Raw genomic sequence first — 16,613 nt, 5'->3', positions numbered from 1 at the left:
CTATATAACTAAACATTCTTTTTATTTTTTATGAAAAGAAACAAAATAGTCAAAAGACTCATAATCAATAAACAAACATAAAAAACATGATTATTTTCATCTCCTGTTTTAACATATTTATGAATTACAAGACTTTCCTTATTTACTTCAGTTTTTGCTTGATCATCTAAAAAATACTTATGACAATCTTTACAATACCAATGTTCTTTATATCCTACAGCATTGTAAGTAGCAGGTTTAGCTTTTACATGTTGTAAATTTGTATGATGCTGACTATCTACACTACCATACGTTAAACCACAAGTTTCACAAATAGCTGGTGTAATACAAGTTGCTTGTCCGCCACTATGGTGACTTTGAACAGAGAATATTTTAACTGTAGTAAACTTAAAACCATCATTTGTTTCTGCATTAAGAGTAAACCTAAATTGATTTAGATTTTGATATAAACGAGCGTCAATATTTCCTGTATAGACGCCATTTTTTAATTCTGGAATATGAGATACTTCTTGATTATTATCATCTATATAACTATACGTTGGATTTTTACAATTTAGTGGTAGTGAAAAACTAAATATATAGTTTTGTGTTTTACACACTTTGTCTTTTCCATTAATAAAAATTTCAGGAATGGTCTGCTTTGCTGTTTTATTATGACAGATGTTGCATTCTTTCCAATATTGTCCATTTACATTTTTCCATGAATAGTCATGGTTACATTGCCATTTAGCAATTAATGTTAAATCAGAACTTACTTCTTGATTGAAATTATAAAGCGTATCTCCTTGATACCAACCATCAAAAATATATCCATCTAAACTTGGCATAAATGGCATAATAGCCTTTTGATGATAAGGTATGACTTGTCGTGCATAATGATTTTTATCATTTTGATAAGTTATCGTATAACCATCTAGATGACTTCCAGGTTCTAAGACTAATAATTTATAAAAAATACCACCTTGAATAATTGAACGATTTTCTACATTATCTTTAAAATGTGACATAGAAGAACCTGTACAATAAATACTTCCATCATTAGTTACTCTACAATCGATAATACCATCATTTGCATTAAAAGTTCCCTTATTATAAATCCCTCCATGCATAGAAGTACAGTTACTAATACTTCCTCCATTCATTGTAAAAGTACCATTTTCATCAATATAAATAGCACCGGCAAAATTCCCACCAGCATGACAATCTTCTATTTTTGCATCATGAGCCATCATAAAAGAAGAATATTCTCCTATATAAACAGCCCCTTTTTTACTTTGACAGTTTGCAATTGTACCAGCCAACATATGACAAAAGCCTCGATCAATTGAGATAGCAGAACCTTGATCATGATGACTACCCGAAACAATACCACCTTTTATATTTGTATGAGGATGTGTGGCATCTGGTTGACTATCTTTAATTGTTAATTCAGCGTCTGAATGAACAGAAATAATACGATCATCGATATTTTCATTTTTACAAGTCAAAATATGACCATTTAAATCAAGTAAAAGACCTTTATCGATATCTAAAGGATGATCAAGTACGATATCAGATGTTAATTGAATACGAGTATAATTATTATCGATTGCAGATACTAATTCTTGAGATGTAGATACTTCTTTTGCATCCATAATATTAAGAGTAATTGTACTTTGTTTTTGAATATTATAATCAGCTAGAGTTCTGCCATTATTTAGAATTTTATTATGAAAGCTTAACGTTTGAATACTTGAAGGAATACTGGTTTTATTAAAAATATAATGTTTAATATTATCAATACTATCCCCTGATTCTACTTCAAACTTTAATGTTTTTTCACCTACAATAGCTAAATCAACATACAGTTCCATTCCTTTTACATTGATGATATTTATTCCTAATACTAAAAAACATGTCAATAAACCTCTGAAAAATCTCTTTTTCATTTTTATTCCTCCTTTATTTTGAATTAAATTTTTCAATGAATAATTGAATACTTAGTTTTAATAACTTTAATTGATCCTGTAAGTATACTTCATCTTCAAATAAAGCAAAATGTACACAAGCACGTATTAAAACAAAAATCATTGGTCTTAAAATATCTGCAGGTATACCTATTTGACTTTCTAATTGTTGAGCATATTGACTATATCGCTGATCTACCCCTTTAAAAAACTGTTTACCATATTCTCGATATTTTGGGTGCGTGTAAACTTGATACATCAAGCGATATTTTTTGCCATGCTTTTTTGCGGTCCAATAAGGAATCTCATTAATAAATCTTTCGATATCCTGTGCATTTTTAGGCGCTCGTTCCATAAAATCATCTTCTACTTTGCTCATACAATGTGCAGTTGATTGAATGATTAAGTCATCTAGATTTTCAAAATATACATATAAGTTTGCTGAAGTACATCCACAGCTTTTAGCAAGCTGTTTAATTCCTGTACCATTAAAACCATTTTCACAATAACAATCAAAACAACATTCCATGATCTCTATTTTTCTTTTTTCAAAATCAGTTTCACTTCTTGCTCTTTTTTTCATATTCCATGTCCTTTACTTACTAATCGTTCGTTAAGTTAATTATAATATATAAATACTTCATTAGCAAACCATGAAACAATTTTATTTTAAAAAAGGAATCCTTACGATTCCTTTTTACTACTTATTATAAACGCTGATATATTTCATCACTAACAGGTTCACACCATTCATTAGACGTTTCAACACCCGGAACTTCAATAGAAATATGTGAAAACCATGAATCTTTTTTGGCTCCATGCCAATGTTTTACATTAGCTGGAATTGCAATGATTTTCCCTGGTTCTAAACTGATAGGGTCTTTCCCCTCTTCTTGATACCAACCTAAGCCAGCAACACATATTAAAATTTGTCCACCACCACTTTTAGCATGATGAATATGCCAGTTATTTCGACATCCTGGTTCAAAAATAACATTAGCTAATGATAAAGGACATTCTTTATTGGTAAGTGGATTTAAATAAAATGTACCAATAAAATACTTAGCATATTCTTCACTTATATTTCCTTTACCAAATATATTTTGTTGATCAAATAACTCTTTATCCATTTATAATATCTCCTTTTTTATATATTTATTTATAACGTATTAATTTAGTAGGATTACCTGCAACAATCGCATGAGCATCTACATCTTTTGTAACAACTGACCCACTACCAACAATTGCACCTTCGCCGATGGTCACTCCTGGTAAAATAGTACTATTAGCACCTATCCATGCTCCCTTTTTAATAACAATCCCTTTACATTTTAAAATTTGAAGATCATTAAAATCATGATTGACTGTTAATAAAGATACATGTGGTCCTAACATGACACCATCTTGTAAGGTAATGCCACCAGCTGCCATACATGTTAGATCATGGTTAGCAAAGACATGATTGCCTATATCCATTTGGCATGCAAAATCTACTTGAAATGGTGGTGTAAAGAAAGCTGTTTGCGGTAAACGATTTTTAAACAACTTGTTTTCAAGTTGGTATATCTCTTCCTTATTAGGATATGTTGTATTGATGGTAAAACACATTTTTCTACAGTAGTCCATTTCTTGATGAGCAATAGCATGATAATCTTTATCATTGATCATGTGTACTGGTTCACCATTTTTTAACTTTTCAAAAATATCACTCATTATCCCACTCCTTCTATATAATTAATTATACTTTGATATACTTTACTATCAATTTTAATTAAAAAGGGTATTTGATAAGTTTTACTTATCAAACAAAAAATACCGATATACGAAATTAGGCTAAAAATCTAATCTTCGCATTATCGGTATACTTAAGTATAATAATTTAGCATTTATCTGAACCGTATTTCCTAAAATCAAATTCATCTTCTCTTTCCATAATTTGTGCCCATCTAGCAGAAATAAATTTAGCATATCGAAAATCAACAAGTCCATAGGAACCTAATGCATAAGCATCATTACATTCAATAAGAATAGTTTTATTATCAGAGGTCACACCAATATCAATAGAACATGCCATAGGTCTTTTATCCCACTTTTTAAAATCATCCATTATATGATCAATTACACTAGAATCATATGTGTAATGATAATCTCCTTTATATGGTCTTATATCAATAATTTCATCATAATAAATAAAGCAACGCCATTCTCTTTTAATATCTAAAGCATCGCTACAAATAACTTCATAATCTTCTTGACAATGACCACAACCTATTAAGTCATGTATAGATTGAATAACTTTACCAGTAAACACCTTTGTTTTAACCGGCTTTACAAACCATCCTGCAGACCATTTTTCTTTCTTTGATGAAATTGAATTAATTGTGTCATACCAAATATTTCTTCCTAGATACTTTTTCAAGCATTCTGGATAATCATCCACATGAACATTATGATAACCAAATTTAGCAAATATCGCATCACATTGTTGTATATAATCAATAACAATATCTTCTTTTGTAACAATATCATAAATATCATCTAACGATTGATAAGGTATAATTTTGGCACCCAGCTCGCTAAATCCATATATAGCTTTAGTAAAATTCTCACTATGTCCAACAAGTAATCCAGAATTAGAGTTCTTTTTACATTTCACATATATGTTCATCATTTACCTCCTATTTATCAATCTAATAAATAGCCTAAAATATTTTATATAAATACATTATATATAAATCAAATAAATAACACCCTCTTATATAAGAAGGTGTTTCATCATTTTAATACTGTGAAATAATTTAATTTTTATAATTCGTCATATTTTTTAGCACTGCCTTTAGCTTTGTCAACTGGATATTTTGCTTCATTTTTACTCATTTTATTATTTACAATTTCATCTACATCTAATTCAAGTTTATCAAGTAAATCTTGGCAATAAATGATAACGTCTGCAAGTTCTTCTTTTACATGTTCTAAATCATATTCTGTGTCACTCCACTGAAAACATTCTAATAACTCATTTGCTTCAATTGAAATTGATTTGGCAAGATTTCCTTCAGAATGAAATTGCCCCCAATCACGATCTATTGTGAATTTTCTGATTCTGTCTATTGTTTCTTGTTTCATTATTTCTACCTTCTTCTTTAAATCATTATATTTCTCTTTTTTTATATTTTTATTCTTTCTTTTAAATAGTTACGCAATCCGTCATCTACACAATACACGTAACATCCCTTCATTCCTCGTGTCATCAATGTGCGATATGTATTCTTTATGATTTCATCTGCTTTTTGATTTGCTAGTACTGGATTTGCTTTATACAATTTTTTTATACCTTTTAATGATTGATCAGTTTTTGCACGCTTTGTAAAATCAGTAACAATATGCCCATCTTCGTATCTTAAATCATCCCCAATAATAACTCCCACATAATCAAATTCAAGCCCTTGCGATGTATGTATACACCCAGCTTCATTGATAGAATTGTCATCAATAGCAAAGGTTGTACTATTACCTAAATTCCAACTAATTTCAAAATCACCAATTTTAATATCATGCACCTTGGAATCATTTCTACCATTAGATATCCAATTCCAACAGTAACCTGCTAATATTCTAGCCCTATTAGCATTTTTATTTTTTTCCACAATAAGATTCTGCATTTCTGTTGGTGAGTCACAAATTTGAAAATCATAATCAATATCTTTTAAATCATAGTTGGCTGTATCTTCAATTTCCAAAACATGATCAATCCATGCTAAATAGCCATCTGATCCATTACATCTAAATTGTGAATATAGTTTTGTTTCTATTATTTGGGAATTTTCAACTTTAGCCCATTTCTTTATTTCTTCAACACTACCAATATCACTTAATGTAACTTTTTGATGTTCATCAATAAAAAATACATTACATAAAGAAGAATGAATAATTTCTTTAATTTGATTTTCACCTTTATTTTTATACATTCCAGATTTTTCGTTCAGTCTATGCGCTTCATCAACCAAAATAGTATCCACTACATTTTTTTCAGTTTCCGTATAAATACCAGATCCTTTAAACATATTATCAACTGTACTCTTCTTTATTTTTCCTTTTAGTTTTTTTAAATAAACATTTCTTGGTGCACTGTTCTTTGATATATATTGAGCAAATTGTCCATCATTGGTCAATTCTACCAAAGCATTAACAGCAACAACTGTCTTTCCTGTACCTGGTCCACCCGTCATAATAATAGTTCTTTTCTTGTTGTCTTCCATACATTTTCTTGAAGTTAGTAATATTTCTTCATATACTACTTTTTGTTCATCTAGCATAATGAATTCTTTATTACCCTTAAGCATACTTGTTATTGCATTTTGCAAACTTTTAGATGGTCTTATTCTTCCTTGATCAATTTGATAAATGAGCTCTTTATTATCGCCTTTTCTAATACATCTTTTAATAAATTCTCTTAGTTGAGGAACTTCTCCTCTAGTAAAGGCAGGTGAATCTTTAAGATACTCTTCATATTGTGGCTTATCTAAATCATCATCTGGTTTTCTTCTATAATTATGTAAATATGCACATGACCATAACTGGACATTATTGGTTTGTACAGATGAATTGTAATCTTTTATCATCATAGAATAAGACCAAGCTTGATAAGAAGGATGAACAACCTTTCTCATAGTATTTCCAGTATAAGTTTCTACCAAACCATCTTGTCCCTCTATAGCATTAATTTTATCCCACTGTTTAAGTTCAATAATCACTATATTAGGATCATCATGATGATCAAAACCAGAAATAATAAAATCTACACGCTTAGATGTTTGAGGAATATTATATTCAATCGCAATACCCGAGTCATCAGGTATTTCTCGATCATTTAAAACTTTATACATATATTCAAGAGAGTTTTCCCATGAACGGAATTCATTAGCGGCAGTTCGTCTTTTCATCTTATTATAAATATTGTTTTCAATCTCAACTGCTATGGTATCTCTTTCTACACTATGCAAAAAATCCGTTTTATTTCCGTCATAAACTATCATACACATCGCCTTCCTATGACTAATTCTTTAGTTATTTTATAAATATGTATTATTATAACATACATTATTTTATTTCGTTTCGTATATTTCAAACAAGTTATGAATATTATCCTGTATTTAAATATAATATATTAATGCTGTAAACACATCGCTAAGAAACATACTATACCTACTTATATAAGTAGGTATTACAAAACTATATCAGTAATAATAGAATTAAATAATTATAGCAAAGGAGATGTTTTTATGAATGATAGTTTATTAAAGAAATAAGATTTGATTGGGATAAAATAAGTAATAATAGTTATTTAAAAAGAATAAAAGCATTTAAAGACATTGATAAAATTGATTTAAATACACCTATTACCTTCTTTGTTGGTGAAAACGGGAGTGGAAAATCAACATTACTAGAAGCCATTGCTATTGCTCATGGATTTAATCCCGAAGGAGGCACAAAAAATTATTATTTTTCTACATATGATAGTCATTCAAATCTATATGAAGCAATTAAAATAATAAAAAGTTATAGAAAAGAAAAATTAGGATATTTTTTAAGAGCAGAAAGCTTTTATAATGTGGCAACAAAAGAAATGGATTATGCAGATCCTAATCATCCCTCTCAAAAATATCATGAAAGATCTCATGGTGAGAGTTTTTTTAAATTAGCTCGAAATTATTTACATTCAGATAGTCTATATTTATTTGATGAACCCGAGGCTGCACTTTCACCTCAAAGACAGCTTTCTTTACTCGCTGAAATTTATGAATATGCAAAAAATGGGTCACAATTTATTATTGTAACCCACTCACCCATCTTATTAGGAATACCTGGAGCAAGAATTTATTGCTTTGATGATACAATAATTCATTCTTGTTCATATGAAGAAACTGAAGCCTATCAAGTCATGAAGATGTTCATCAACAATAAAGATGATATGCTTCGATGGTTGTTATCTGATGTTTAATGTTTAACAAATGCAAATATATAAAAATAAACGATACTTTTTAGTATTCCAATAGAAAAAGACACATTACCTTTTTATTTGGTTTGTGTCTTTTTTTAGTTATTTCTATTCAAACTCACTTAAGAATACATTTTTACTAACCTATTTAGGTTAGTGATTTTATAAAAATCAGCTATTTTTTCCATGTTTTTTAGTTTGCTCTATTCTTTTGATGAACTAATAGTATCAAATTAGAAGCATTTTTTCAAGATGCTTAGTATCATATAATATTCTATATCATATAATTATAATCAATTACACTAATCTAACTTTTTTGCTCTTTAACGATATTAATCATCCCTTTCATTACTATCGAATTTATTTATCTAGATTATTTTAATTATTAAGTACATGTTTTATAATGACAAATACTTGTAAACTCAAGCATTTTAGACTATTTCTATTTTATTCTATCTTTTGTTATTTATCATTTACTTGAAATATTTTGGTATTTTTTTGGTATGTTATTTGATAAAAATGATTCAGTGTAATTTTTCATATATTATGATAAAAATATACTATCAATATTTGTCCACAATACTCCTTATCATGTAGTCATAATCAAGTTATATAAATTAAAAACTCCTTGTCCATTACCAAAAGATTGTATTTAGCATTAAATTATCTTATAGCTATTTAAAGTATAAAAAATTATTTTTCCATGATTCTTTGATAAAAATTTTAATTGCTTTTCTCTTATCGCATCATATACTCTTGTAGTCATAACTTCTTGTCCATAATGGATAAATATTTTCATAATTAAAATGAGATTGTTTTACTCCTTGAGGACAGACAACTAAAAATAAATAATCATCTAACTCAAATAAATCAGGACATTCCCACATATATCCAAATCTTTTTGGCGTTGTTATAGTGTTAAAATATTCAAAATTCTTCAAATCTTGACTTTTATAAAGCAATACACATCCTTGATTATCATTTGTTCTTGCACCTAGAATCAGATAATAATTTTCATCTTTTTTAATAATTTTTGGATCTCTAACATGTTTTGAAATATTTGATGGATAATGTTTATTTGACATGATTAACTCTTTCTTATCTATAGAAAAACCATCTTCACTCTTACAACAAATCGTATTTTGTTCTCTTCCTTCATGAATATAATCATAGCCATTCCTATCTGTTAATTTAACATTACCTGTATAAAAATAATAGATTGTATTATTTTCTACAAATGCAGATCCACTATAGACACCATTTCTTTTCAATATCTTACTCCTTTATATAATACTTCTTCTTTTTAATTCTTTATAAATACCATGTTCAAAAACATCTTCACATACCGAAGTTGCGACATTCTTTAACATTTGATGACTTCTTTTCATAGCTACTACAATATCAGCTACTTGTGACATGACTATATCATTTTGTCCATCACCAAAACAAATTGTTTCTTCTTGCTTTATGCTTAATCTTTCTTGTAATCGTTGAATTGCTTTTCCTTTGTCACAATCTTTTTGAATAATTTCATAATATTGATGATCTGCATCACTTTGTGCTAATTGCATATTGTCTTGTAATATGGTTTTAACTCCACTAAATATTTCTTGATTAGAGCATAAGCAAATCTTATGTATATCTTAATGTTCATACTCATCAATATTATTTTTATAAATTATTTTTTCTGTAATGAACTGTTTATTTGTACTTGAATGCTTTATTTTAAATTGATTCATTGATTCAAAAATTTCTTTAGCTTTTTGATTCATAAAAACTTTCTTCTGACTTTCAATTGAAAAAGCCACATTTCTATTTTTTAATAAATGAACAACTTTTTTGATCAAGTCTTGTTCAAATGATTGATTATAGAGTATTTTATCGTGATAGATAATGTAATTACCACCACCTGCGATATATCCATCTACCCCCAATGACAGAACATCATCTTGTATTGTACCCATACTTCTTCCTGTGCAAATGACAACATTGCAATAATTTCTTTGACATAAATGAATCGCCTTTTTTGCAGATTTTGGAATTCCTTGCACTTCATCCCTAAGTGTTCCATCTATATCAAGTATTAATAATTTGTACAATTTTCTCTTCCTTTCTTGCTAGCAAAATTATCATATCATTCAAAAAAAAGGACATCAATATTTTGACATCCTTTAAAAAATATGTTCAATTTTAGTACAAATTTTCATTTTATGGGAAAATGTTCACCACTAAGATACATCTTATATTTAATATATAGTAATTCAATACATGAAGCCATCAATGCTTGTCCAATTCCAAGTTCCCAAAACTTTTTCAGAACACTAATACCAAATTCAGCACGATGCCGTACCTTGTATTTCGCCCCTACTGCCTCGATTCCAGCAGTCCCTATAACTGCGCCATCAATTATAGCAATAATCTCGATTTCATTTTCACTATTTTCCTTCTCTTTCAGAATCCGGCTTTCTTGTGCTGCATCAAAAGTGTTTTCATCGGGATATGTAAGTAAATAGTCGGTTTGGGTATGAGTTAAAGTGAAGTTATCTAATACAAGCTGTCCATCACTTTCAGTTGCATTTCTCAAACAACATTCCATACCATTCTTTAATATTATTATTTTGCTATATTTCATAGCCAGCTACTCCTTTACAACTGCAATATTATTCCTGCAACCGTCCCTTGTTAAACAACTTATCAATTTTTGTACCCTTTCTTATACTTTAACTTTCTTCTCATTATTCTTTTACAGGGAGATTATGTTGCTTTAAAAAAGAAAGTTTATCCCAATATCCACGCTGGAATAATATCTTTTCATTTACAACATGGAAAAATCCGCACCCACGTAATCCTAACGGGTCTTTCCACTCTAAGATAGCCCATTGCCCATCTTCAAAAATATTTTCCACAATACAAACCATTTTTGCAGTTGCAAACTCATTTGCAAACATTTCTCTAATAGCCACAACTCCTACAACAGGTTCATTTGCAACTTGATGGTTTGTTGCATTATTATCATACAGACTACTAATCATGTCCACATCACTGGCATTAAAAGCGTCTACCCATTTATTTACTACTTCTTTCGGACTTAGCATATATTGTTATCCTCCTTTTTGATTAGAAATACCATTGGTTTTCATCTTGCTATTAACTATCACTACTGACTTTGCAAATTTAATTTATACTGCCTAACGATTTCACTTGCCGCGAAACCAGAGTTTTGAATTTACTAACTGTTTTCAATTTCGTTTCCTATAAAGTAATTTGCTATTTCAAAAGCCTTTATTCGTCTTTTCGCCAAAGTGATTTGTGACTTATATCTCTCTGGATTTTCTTTTGCTTCAAAGGTTATTATTGTTTCCCGTAATTTATGCAATGTTGAATCAATTTGCCTTTTTGCTTCAATTAAATCTTCCTTAGTATATTCCATTATTACCCTCCATAACTTCTGATTGTTGTCGTCTTGGCTATTATATGTCTTTTCTTCCCCAAATGGTATAGGCTTTTATTTTTGTAATACTGTAAAACTTTTTTCTGTAAGGTATTCAAGGGATATTTCTTTTGTGCTTCCTGCTCCGTGTCCTCGCTGCGTTGATCGTTGCATTTCGGATAACGACTTTGCAAAAGGCATGGAAAGTGTACTCGATATGGTTCCCGATATTCTTCTGTACAGGTCATGGAAAATCCCCCTTTCCTCCCAAAAGGGCTGTGGCTGGTTGGTAGTTGCTTTTTACCCAACAAACTTGAATTTATTTTAAGCTATCACGTTTTACCTTTTTAAGCCTTACTATCATTACCATAGGAATTTCTTTGTTGTTTTTGAAACATTCTTCATAAAATCCATCAATGACAAATCCAGCTCTAAAACAAAGGTTAAAAATATCTTGTATGGAACGATGATAATAAATCTGCTCCTCCGGTTGCCCTTCAATCGCTATACCATAGTAACTGTGCGGTGTCATATATTTTTCAGTCAACGTGATAAAACAAGGGTGTTGCGTTGCAAAGACAAAAATTCCGCTTTCCTCCAACAGTTCATAAACAGCCATAAGAAGTGGTTCAATATCCGTAATATCCATAATTGCCATATTAGAAACTGCTTTCGTAAAGGCTCGATTTCTTTTTAATTCTAATATACTTTCTCTATTGGTCGCATCCGCTACACAAAATTCAATTTGTTTTGCATATTGTGATTGCCGTCTTTTAGCCAACTCTATCATTTTTTTGCTGTAATCAAAAGCGACAATCGAAGCGCCTCTTTGTGCAAGATACGAAGAATAATTTCCATTGCCACACGCAATATCCAAAATGTAATCCGCAGGATTAGGAGATAGAAGTTCCGTTACTTTGGGACGTACTACCTCTCTGTGAAATTCATTAGATTCGTCACCCATTGCATTATCCCAAAATTGTGCGTTTTTCTCCCAGATTTTTTTACTTTCCTCTGTTCCCATGTTCTCTCTCCCTCCCAAAATTTGCCTTTTTGCTTCAATTAAATCTTCCTTACTATATTCCATTGTTACCCTCCATAACTTCTGATTGTTGTCGTCTCGGCTATTATATATCTTTTCTTCCCAAAATGGTATAGGCTTTTATTTTTGTAATACTGTAAAACTTTTCTTCTGTAAGGTATTCAAAGTATATTTCCCTTTGTCGCCGTTTGCCCCTGTCACGCTATGAGTTAATAGCGGCATAGCGAATAACAGCTTTGCAAAAAGCATTAACGGTATACATAATGTGTTCTTTATATGCTTCAATGTATGTTGAAAGTCCTTGTTTTTTATTTGGTGTATTTATCTGGTATTTATTTAAAATAGGTTAGTACATTTGACAAGGGTATAATAAATCGACACTCAAAAATAGAGCCAACCTACATTAGGCCGCCGCTATTGGAAAACCAAAAGTAGCGGCTTTTTTGCGCGATATGGCCGAAAAGTCTAAATTGCCGCACAGTGCACTTTTCTAAAAATATCAGCCTCCGGGAATACAGCATTCCATGCTTCTTTTTAAGAAAGCAGGATATGTCATCATTTGTCATTTCTTCTCAATGTAATAACTGCATGGCATATCAAGCCAAATACAAGAGAAAAACAGCCACCGCCAAATAGTGATGCTCCCCACCCTGCACCCGACATTGTCATAAAACCGCCAACAAAGAAAATACCAATGCCAAGAAATATACCAACAGCATAAAAAAGTCCAATTGCCATATCGTACCTATTAAATTGTTGTTTCTCCTTTTTTTCATATGTTTCCATTTTTGTTATTACCCCCTTCGCAAAATCGTCCATGTAAACGCCAAAAAGAAAACAAATTTTTTTCAACATATTTAAATCAGGTTCATTAACATCTCTCTCCCAATTCGATAATGCCTGCCGAGTGACATTCAATTCTCTAGCTAATTCTTCTTGCGTCATTCCCGCTTGTGTCCGCAGATGGCGTATTTGCTTTCCTGTTGTAATATCCCTCTGTTTCTGGTTCAAAATAGTTCCTCCTCTTTGATACTAATTTTATCAATGATATTTCGCAATAGCAAGCAATGAACACTTGCATTGCGCAAGACATTACATTATCTTCTGAAACATATGGCGAACCTTATCTAAACGGCTGTTCGGGCGGCGTGGCTGAAACACAGGCTCGCCGGAAGTTTCCTGATACCCTTTTAATTCTGTAATACAAACACTTCTTCCATTTGTATAAAAATTCAAATCATTCCTATATTCACCGATACAACGGGCAGGGATTTCCCCCTTAAAAATAACTTCATCTTTTTCAAGTCTGGTTGATTCAATTATTGCGCAATACTTTAGTGCGTCATTATAAGCCCGTGAAAGATATTCCTGCGGTGCAAAAAGAGTAAAGGAAAGGTATGGTTCCAACAGCTGTGTTCCTGCTTTTTTCAATGCTTGCTCCAACACGACAGGTGCAAGAAAACGAAAATCAGCGGGGGTACTGACTGGACTGTAATAAACTCCATAATCAAAACAAATTTGGCAGTCTGTCACTCCCCAGCCATATAAGCCCTGCTCCATTCCATAACACACACCCTCCATGACGGCATTTTGAAAACTTTGGTTTAAATATCCGAGAGATACCTCGCTTTTATATTGTGTTCCGCTTCCAACAGGAAGCGGTGTTACAGTCAAACCAATAGATGCCCAAAACGGATTCGGCGGCACTTCAATATGAATCGTGAAGCTTGCTTTTTTTTGCGGTCTTTCCAGATAAATAACCGAAGGCTCTTTCATAACCACGCCCACATGATATTTTTCTTCTAATAGCGAACAAATAACTTCTAACTGTACTTTTCCCAAAAAAGATAACATAATCTCATGGGTAACAGTATCAATTTCAAAATGCAAAAGAGGGTCTGTATCAGCAATCTCTACGAGGGCATTTAACAGGGCTTCCCTTTGCTCCGGCTTTTGCGGCTCTACGGTTGTCCGAAGTAATGGCATGGGATTATCAATCTGTGTTTTTTGAGGTAAGAGTTTTTCATTCCCCAGAATGTCGTTCAGTTTCAAAGTATCATCAGCTAAAATAACAATTTCTCCCGGATAAGCATGGTCAGCCGGGACGATTTTACCATTTAACGGAATACACATTTCTGTAATCTTTATTTTTTTCTTTTTTGACAGTGGCAGAGCATCCCGTAAATGGAGCGTCCCATGATACAGGCGTAAATAAGAAAGCCGTTTTTTCCGGTCTGTATACTCAACCTTAAAAACATATCCACATAATTCAGACTGAATATCGTCTGTTTCTGTAATGAAAGTTTCTGTAATCGCTTCAATCAGTTTTTCTGTTCCTAAATTGTCTTTTGCACTCCCATGATAAACAGGAAACAAAGAGCAGCATCTGGTTCTTTTGCACTTTTCATATTGTAATTCCTGTATATCCAAAGAATCCTCTGCAACATATCGTTCTAATAGTTCATCGCTTCCAGAAATAATAATATCCCATTTGTCCAAATCAGAAATATCGGTTATGGTTATCTTTGGCGACAAGGCAACCTCCTGCATGACAATCATATCACTGGTAAGTTTATCTTTAATGCTTTGGTAAACACGCTGCAGGTCGATTCCATTTTGGTCTATCTTATTTACGAAGATAATTGTCGGGATGTTCATCTTCTGAAGCGCATGGAATAATATACGGGTCTGTGCCTGTACGCCGTCTTTTGCCGAAATGACTAAAACAGCTCCGTCAAGGACAGATAAAGAGCGGTATGCTTCGGTTAAAAAATCCATATGACCAGGAGTGTCCACGATATTGATTTTATAATCATTCCAGCAAAAAGAAGTAACCGCTGTCTGAATGGTGATTCCCCGTTTCCGTTCCAAAATCATAGTGTCTGTTCTTGTAGTTCCTTTATCCACGTTTCCTTGTTCCGCAATCGCTCCACTGGTGTATAGCAGGCTTTCCGTCAATGTTGTTTTTCCTGCGTCTACATGGGCAAGAATGCCAATATTGATTATTTTCATGTGATTGTCCTCCTTTTACAGCCCTAAAGGGCATAAAAATCCCCAGCAGTAAAGTACTTTTACCACTGGGGATTATAATTTGCGGACATACACATATACAGCATACACCTATTTATGATTGCTGTTTTTTGGATATGTCAAAATTGATAAGGTAAAAGTATTCTTAAAATTGGATACAAAAACTAAGCCCCCCACGAAATGGACTATCATAATTCTTTGTTCCTACTATTTGATTATAGTTTTATTTAAGAATACCTTGATGCATATTTTTCACTCCTTTTCTAGAACAAAATTATTCTATCACATCAGTTTTAGGAAAGCAAGTACCTAAAAGAAATTTTTCTTCCCCTTATATGTAACATATCATACCGGCTTCTTGGCGTTCAGAATAGTCTCTGCTGTTTGCTGTGGTGTTTGGTTGGAATTGTCCAACCAAAAGCTGATTCGGGGTGTTGTCTGTATAAATGTATCGTATAAGGTTTCAACCGTAAAGCCAGAATAGCCTGCTTTCTCCCTGTATAGTTACGTCTTTTTACAAACGTAAACCTGTTACGATTATTGTGTGATATATATATTGTCAATAATTTTCTTAATATTATCGCTCCTGTTCGTGATTTCGGTACTTTGTGTGGTTGTGGTCTGTATTTCGTTGCTTGCTAATACAGTAATCACTACTCTGAGTTACCTTTTTAAATATTTTCAAAATACAGAGGATCATTTTGTTAGTCACTGTATTTTTTGAACCTCTGTATTTGTACTTTTTTTACTAAACTAAATATCGTTCTTTGTTTATCATTACCTTTATTAGAACCTGTTCTTTTTGGTTTGATTGTTCCTTCACTTGTAAGTTCAGCTCTTGCTCTTTTAAGTGTTGATTTGCTTATATCTAATTCTTCTGCCAAATTATAGATTTCATCTGAATAAGCATCATGGTCATTTAACAAACTTATGATTGCTTCCTCAACCAATGATTTTTTCTTATTACCTTTTGTCTTCATTATTTTTCTTAAAAGTTTTGATTTCATATTAATTTCATTAAATGCTTTCTTATTATACTTAGTACAAATTTTATTTACCTTTGCAAGTTATAACTCCAATTTAGGATTAGCAGGATTATATTAATCATTTTCTCTTTTTCAGTCATAGTATATGCTACCTTAAAATTTATATTTAATAAATCATGTT

At 31.4% G+C, this 16,613-nt stretch carries 15 protein-coding genes and 4 pseudogenes; 2 read left to right on the top strand and 17 right to left on the bottom strand.

Annotated elements, in window-relative coordinates; translation table 11 throughout:
• Positions 1 to 8: 8 nt before the first annotated feature.
• From DWZ53_RS00370 to DWZ53_RS00340, 7 genes and pseudogenes are all read right to left on the bottom strand, one after another.
• Positions 9 to 1,928 carry a ubiquitin-like protein gene (locus tag DWZ53_RS00370; RefSeq protein WP_118430884.1) on the bottom strand — a complete coding sequence of 640 codons (1,920 nt, stop codon included), beginning with the start codon at positions 1,926 to 1,928 and terminating at the stop codon, positions 9 to 11.
• Positions 1,929 to 1,941: 13 nt separating this feature from the next.
• Positions 1,942 to 2,529 (bottom strand): TetR/AcrR family transcriptional regulator, encoded by a 588-nt coding sequence (locus DWZ53_RS00365; protein WP_118430882.1) that lies wholly within the window; start codon positions 2,527 to 2,529, stop codon positions 1,942 to 1,944.
• Positions 2,530 to 2,653: 124 nt separating this feature from the next.
• Positions 2,654 to 3,046, bottom strand: a pseudogene (locus DWZ53_RS00360) (cupin domain-containing protein); the annotation flags it as partial.
• 55 nt (positions 3,047 to 3,101) lie between these two features.
• On the bottom strand, positions 3,102 to 3,341 hold the full coding sequence (locus DWZ53_RS11480; protein WP_255415276.1) for an acyltransferase: 240 nt from the start codon (positions 3,339 to 3,341) through the stop codon (positions 3,102 to 3,104).
• Between the two features lie 484 nt (positions 3,342 to 3,825).
• Positions 3,826 to 4,614, bottom strand: coding sequence for an ATP-grasp domain-containing protein (locus DWZ53_RS00350; protein WP_199588995.1), 789 nt, complete (start codon positions 4,612 to 4,614; stop codon positions 3,826 to 3,828).
• Positions 4,615 to 4,751: 137 nt separating this feature from the next.
• Complete coding sequence (locus DWZ53_RS00345; protein ID WP_118430874.1) at positions 4,752 to 5,072, bottom strand: nucleotide pyrophosphohydrolase; 321 nt, start codon at positions 5,070 to 5,072, stop codon at positions 4,752 to 4,754.
• A 41-nt stretch (positions 5,073 to 5,113) separates the two neighbouring features.
• Positions 5,114 to 6,982 (bottom strand): DUF2075 domain-containing protein, encoded by a 1,869-nt coding sequence (locus DWZ53_RS00340; protein ID WP_118430872.1) that lies wholly within the window; start codon positions 6,980 to 6,982, stop codon positions 5,114 to 5,116.
• Between the two features lie 260 nt (positions 6,983 to 7,242).
• Between DWZ53_RS00340 and DWZ53_RS11475 the strand changes: the two are divergent.
• Positions 7,243 to 7,470: pseudogene (locus DWZ53_RS11475) on the top strand (AAA family ATPase); the annotation flags it as partial.
• 87 nt (positions 7,471 to 7,557) lie between these two features.
• The gene (locus DWZ53_RS11470; RefSeq protein ID WP_335673699.1) at positions 7,558 to 7,947 is read left to right on the top strand and encodes an AAA family ATPase; all 390 of its coding nucleotides are present in this window, start codon (positions 7,558 to 7,560) and stop codon (positions 7,945 to 7,947) included.
• A 743-nt stretch (positions 7,948 to 8,690) separates the two neighbouring features.
• Here DWZ53_RS11470 and DWZ53_RS00330 read toward each other — a convergent pair.
• The 10 genes and pseudogenes from DWZ53_RS00330 to DWZ53_RS00270 all read right to left on the bottom strand — a co-directional run bounded on the left by DWZ53_RS00330 (position 8,691) and on the right by DWZ53_RS00270 (position 16,426).
• The gene (locus DWZ53_RS00330) at positions 8,691 to 9,215 is read right to left on the bottom strand and encodes a hypothetical protein (protein ID WP_008788602.1); all 525 of its coding nucleotides are present in this window, start codon (positions 9,213 to 9,215) and stop codon (positions 8,691 to 8,693) included.
• 12 nt (positions 9,216 to 9,227) lie between these two features.
• Positions 9,228 to 10,043, bottom strand: a pseudogene (locus tag DWZ53_RS11240) (Cof-type HAD-IIB family hydrolase).
• A gap of 104 nt (positions 10,044 to 10,147) precedes the next feature.
• Positions 10,148 to 10,576, bottom strand: coding sequence for a GNAT family N-acetyltransferase (locus DWZ53_RS00315; protein WP_008788599.1), 429 nt, complete (start codon positions 10,574 to 10,576; stop codon positions 10,148 to 10,150).
• Between the two features lie 103 nt (positions 10,577 to 10,679).
• Complete coding sequence (locus DWZ53_RS00310; protein WP_008788598.1) at positions 10,680 to 11,039, bottom strand: nuclear transport factor 2 family protein; 360 nt, start codon at positions 11,037 to 11,039, stop codon at positions 10,680 to 10,682.
• Between the two features lie 134 nt (positions 11,040 to 11,173).
• Positions 11,174 to 11,374 (bottom strand): hypothetical protein, encoded by a 201-nt coding sequence (locus DWZ53_RS00305; RefSeq protein WP_008788597.1) that lies wholly within the window; start codon positions 11,372 to 11,374, stop codon positions 11,174 to 11,176.
• Positions 11,375 to 11,473: 99 nt separating this feature from the next.
• Positions 11,474 to 11,622 (bottom strand): annotated as a pseudogene (locus tag DWZ53_RS11235) (sigma-70 family RNA polymerase sigma factor); the annotation flags it as partial.
• A gap of 71 nt (positions 11,623 to 11,693) precedes the next feature.
• The gene (locus tag DWZ53_RS00295) at positions 11,694 to 12,461 is read right to left on the bottom strand and encodes a class I SAM-dependent methyltransferase (RefSeq protein WP_008788596.1); all 768 of its coding nucleotides are present in this window, start codon (positions 12,459 to 12,461) and stop codon (positions 11,694 to 11,696) included.
• 510 nt (positions 12,462 to 12,971) lie between these two features.
• Positions 12,972 to 13,427, bottom strand: coding sequence for an XRE family transcriptional regulator (locus DWZ53_RS00285; RefSeq protein WP_008788595.1), 456 nt, complete (start codon positions 13,425 to 13,427; stop codon positions 12,972 to 12,974).
• A gap of 81 nt (positions 13,428 to 13,508) precedes the next feature.
• On the bottom strand, positions 13,509 to 15,428 hold the full coding sequence (gene tet(32), locus DWZ53_RS00280) for a tetracycline resistance ribosomal protection protein Tet(32) (RefSeq protein ID WP_017144211.1): 1,920 nt from the start codon (positions 15,426 to 15,428) through the stop codon (positions 13,509 to 13,511).
• Between the two features lie 722 nt (positions 15,429 to 16,150).
• Positions 16,151 to 16,426 (bottom strand): hypothetical protein, encoded by a 276-nt coding sequence (locus DWZ53_RS00270; RefSeq protein ID WP_227158437.1) that lies wholly within the window; start codon positions 16,424 to 16,426, stop codon positions 16,151 to 16,153.
• Positions 16,427 to 16,613 lie beyond the last annotated feature (187 nt).

Source organism: Coprobacillus sp. AF33-1AC, assembly GCF_003475785.1.
GTDB lineage: Bacteria > Bacillota_I > Bacilli_A > Erysipelotrichales > Coprobacillaceae > Faecalibacillus.
Note: the sequence above shows the minus strand (reverse complement) of the source record. Positions and strands in the feature narration are given on the sequence as shown.

Bases quoted from the DNA above. Each gene is read 5' to 3' on its own strand.
- DWZ53_RS00350 (WP_199588995.1), bottom strand. From the start codon at position 4,614: ATGAACATATATGTGAAATGTAAAAAGAACTCTAATTCTGGATTACTT.
- DWZ53_RS11480 (WP_255415276.1), bottom strand. From the start codon at position 3,341: ATGTTAGGACCACATGTATCTTTATTAACAGTCAATCATGATTTTAAT.
- DWZ53_RS00370 (WP_118430884.1), bottom strand. From the start codon at position 1,928: ATGAAAAAGAGATTTTTCAGAGGTTTATTGACATGTTTTTTAGTATTA.
- DWZ53_RS00305 (WP_008788597.1), bottom strand. From the start codon at position 11,374: ATGGAATATACTAAGGAAGATTTAATTGAAGCAAAAAGGCAAATTGAT.
- DWZ53_RS00340 (WP_118430872.1), bottom strand. From the start codon at position 6,982: ATGATAGTTTATGACGGAAATAAAACGGATTTTTTGCATAGTGTAGAA.
- DWZ53_RS00270 (WP_227158437.1), bottom strand. From the start codon at position 16,426: ATGAAGACAAAAGGTAATAAGAAAAAATCATTGGTTGAGGAAGCAATC.
- DWZ53_RS00315 (WP_008788599.1), bottom strand. From the start codon at position 10,576: ATGAAATATAGCAAAATAATAATATTAAAGAATGGTATGGAATGTTGT.
- DWZ53_RS00365 (WP_118430882.1), bottom strand. From the start codon at position 2,529: ATGAAAAAAAGAGCAAGAAGTGAAACTGATTTTGAAAAAAGAAAAATA.
- DWZ53_RS00295 (WP_008788596.1), bottom strand. From the start codon at position 12,461: ATGGAATATAGTAAGGAAGATTTAATTGAAGCAAAAAGGCAAATTTTG.
- DWZ53_RS00345 (WP_118430874.1), bottom strand. From the start codon at position 5,072: ATGAAACAAGAAACAATAGACAGAATCAGAAAATTCACAATAGATCGT.
- DWZ53_RS00310 (WP_008788598.1), bottom strand. From the start codon at position 11,039: ATGCTAAGTCCGAAAGAAGTAGTAAATAAATGGGTAGACGCTTTTAAT.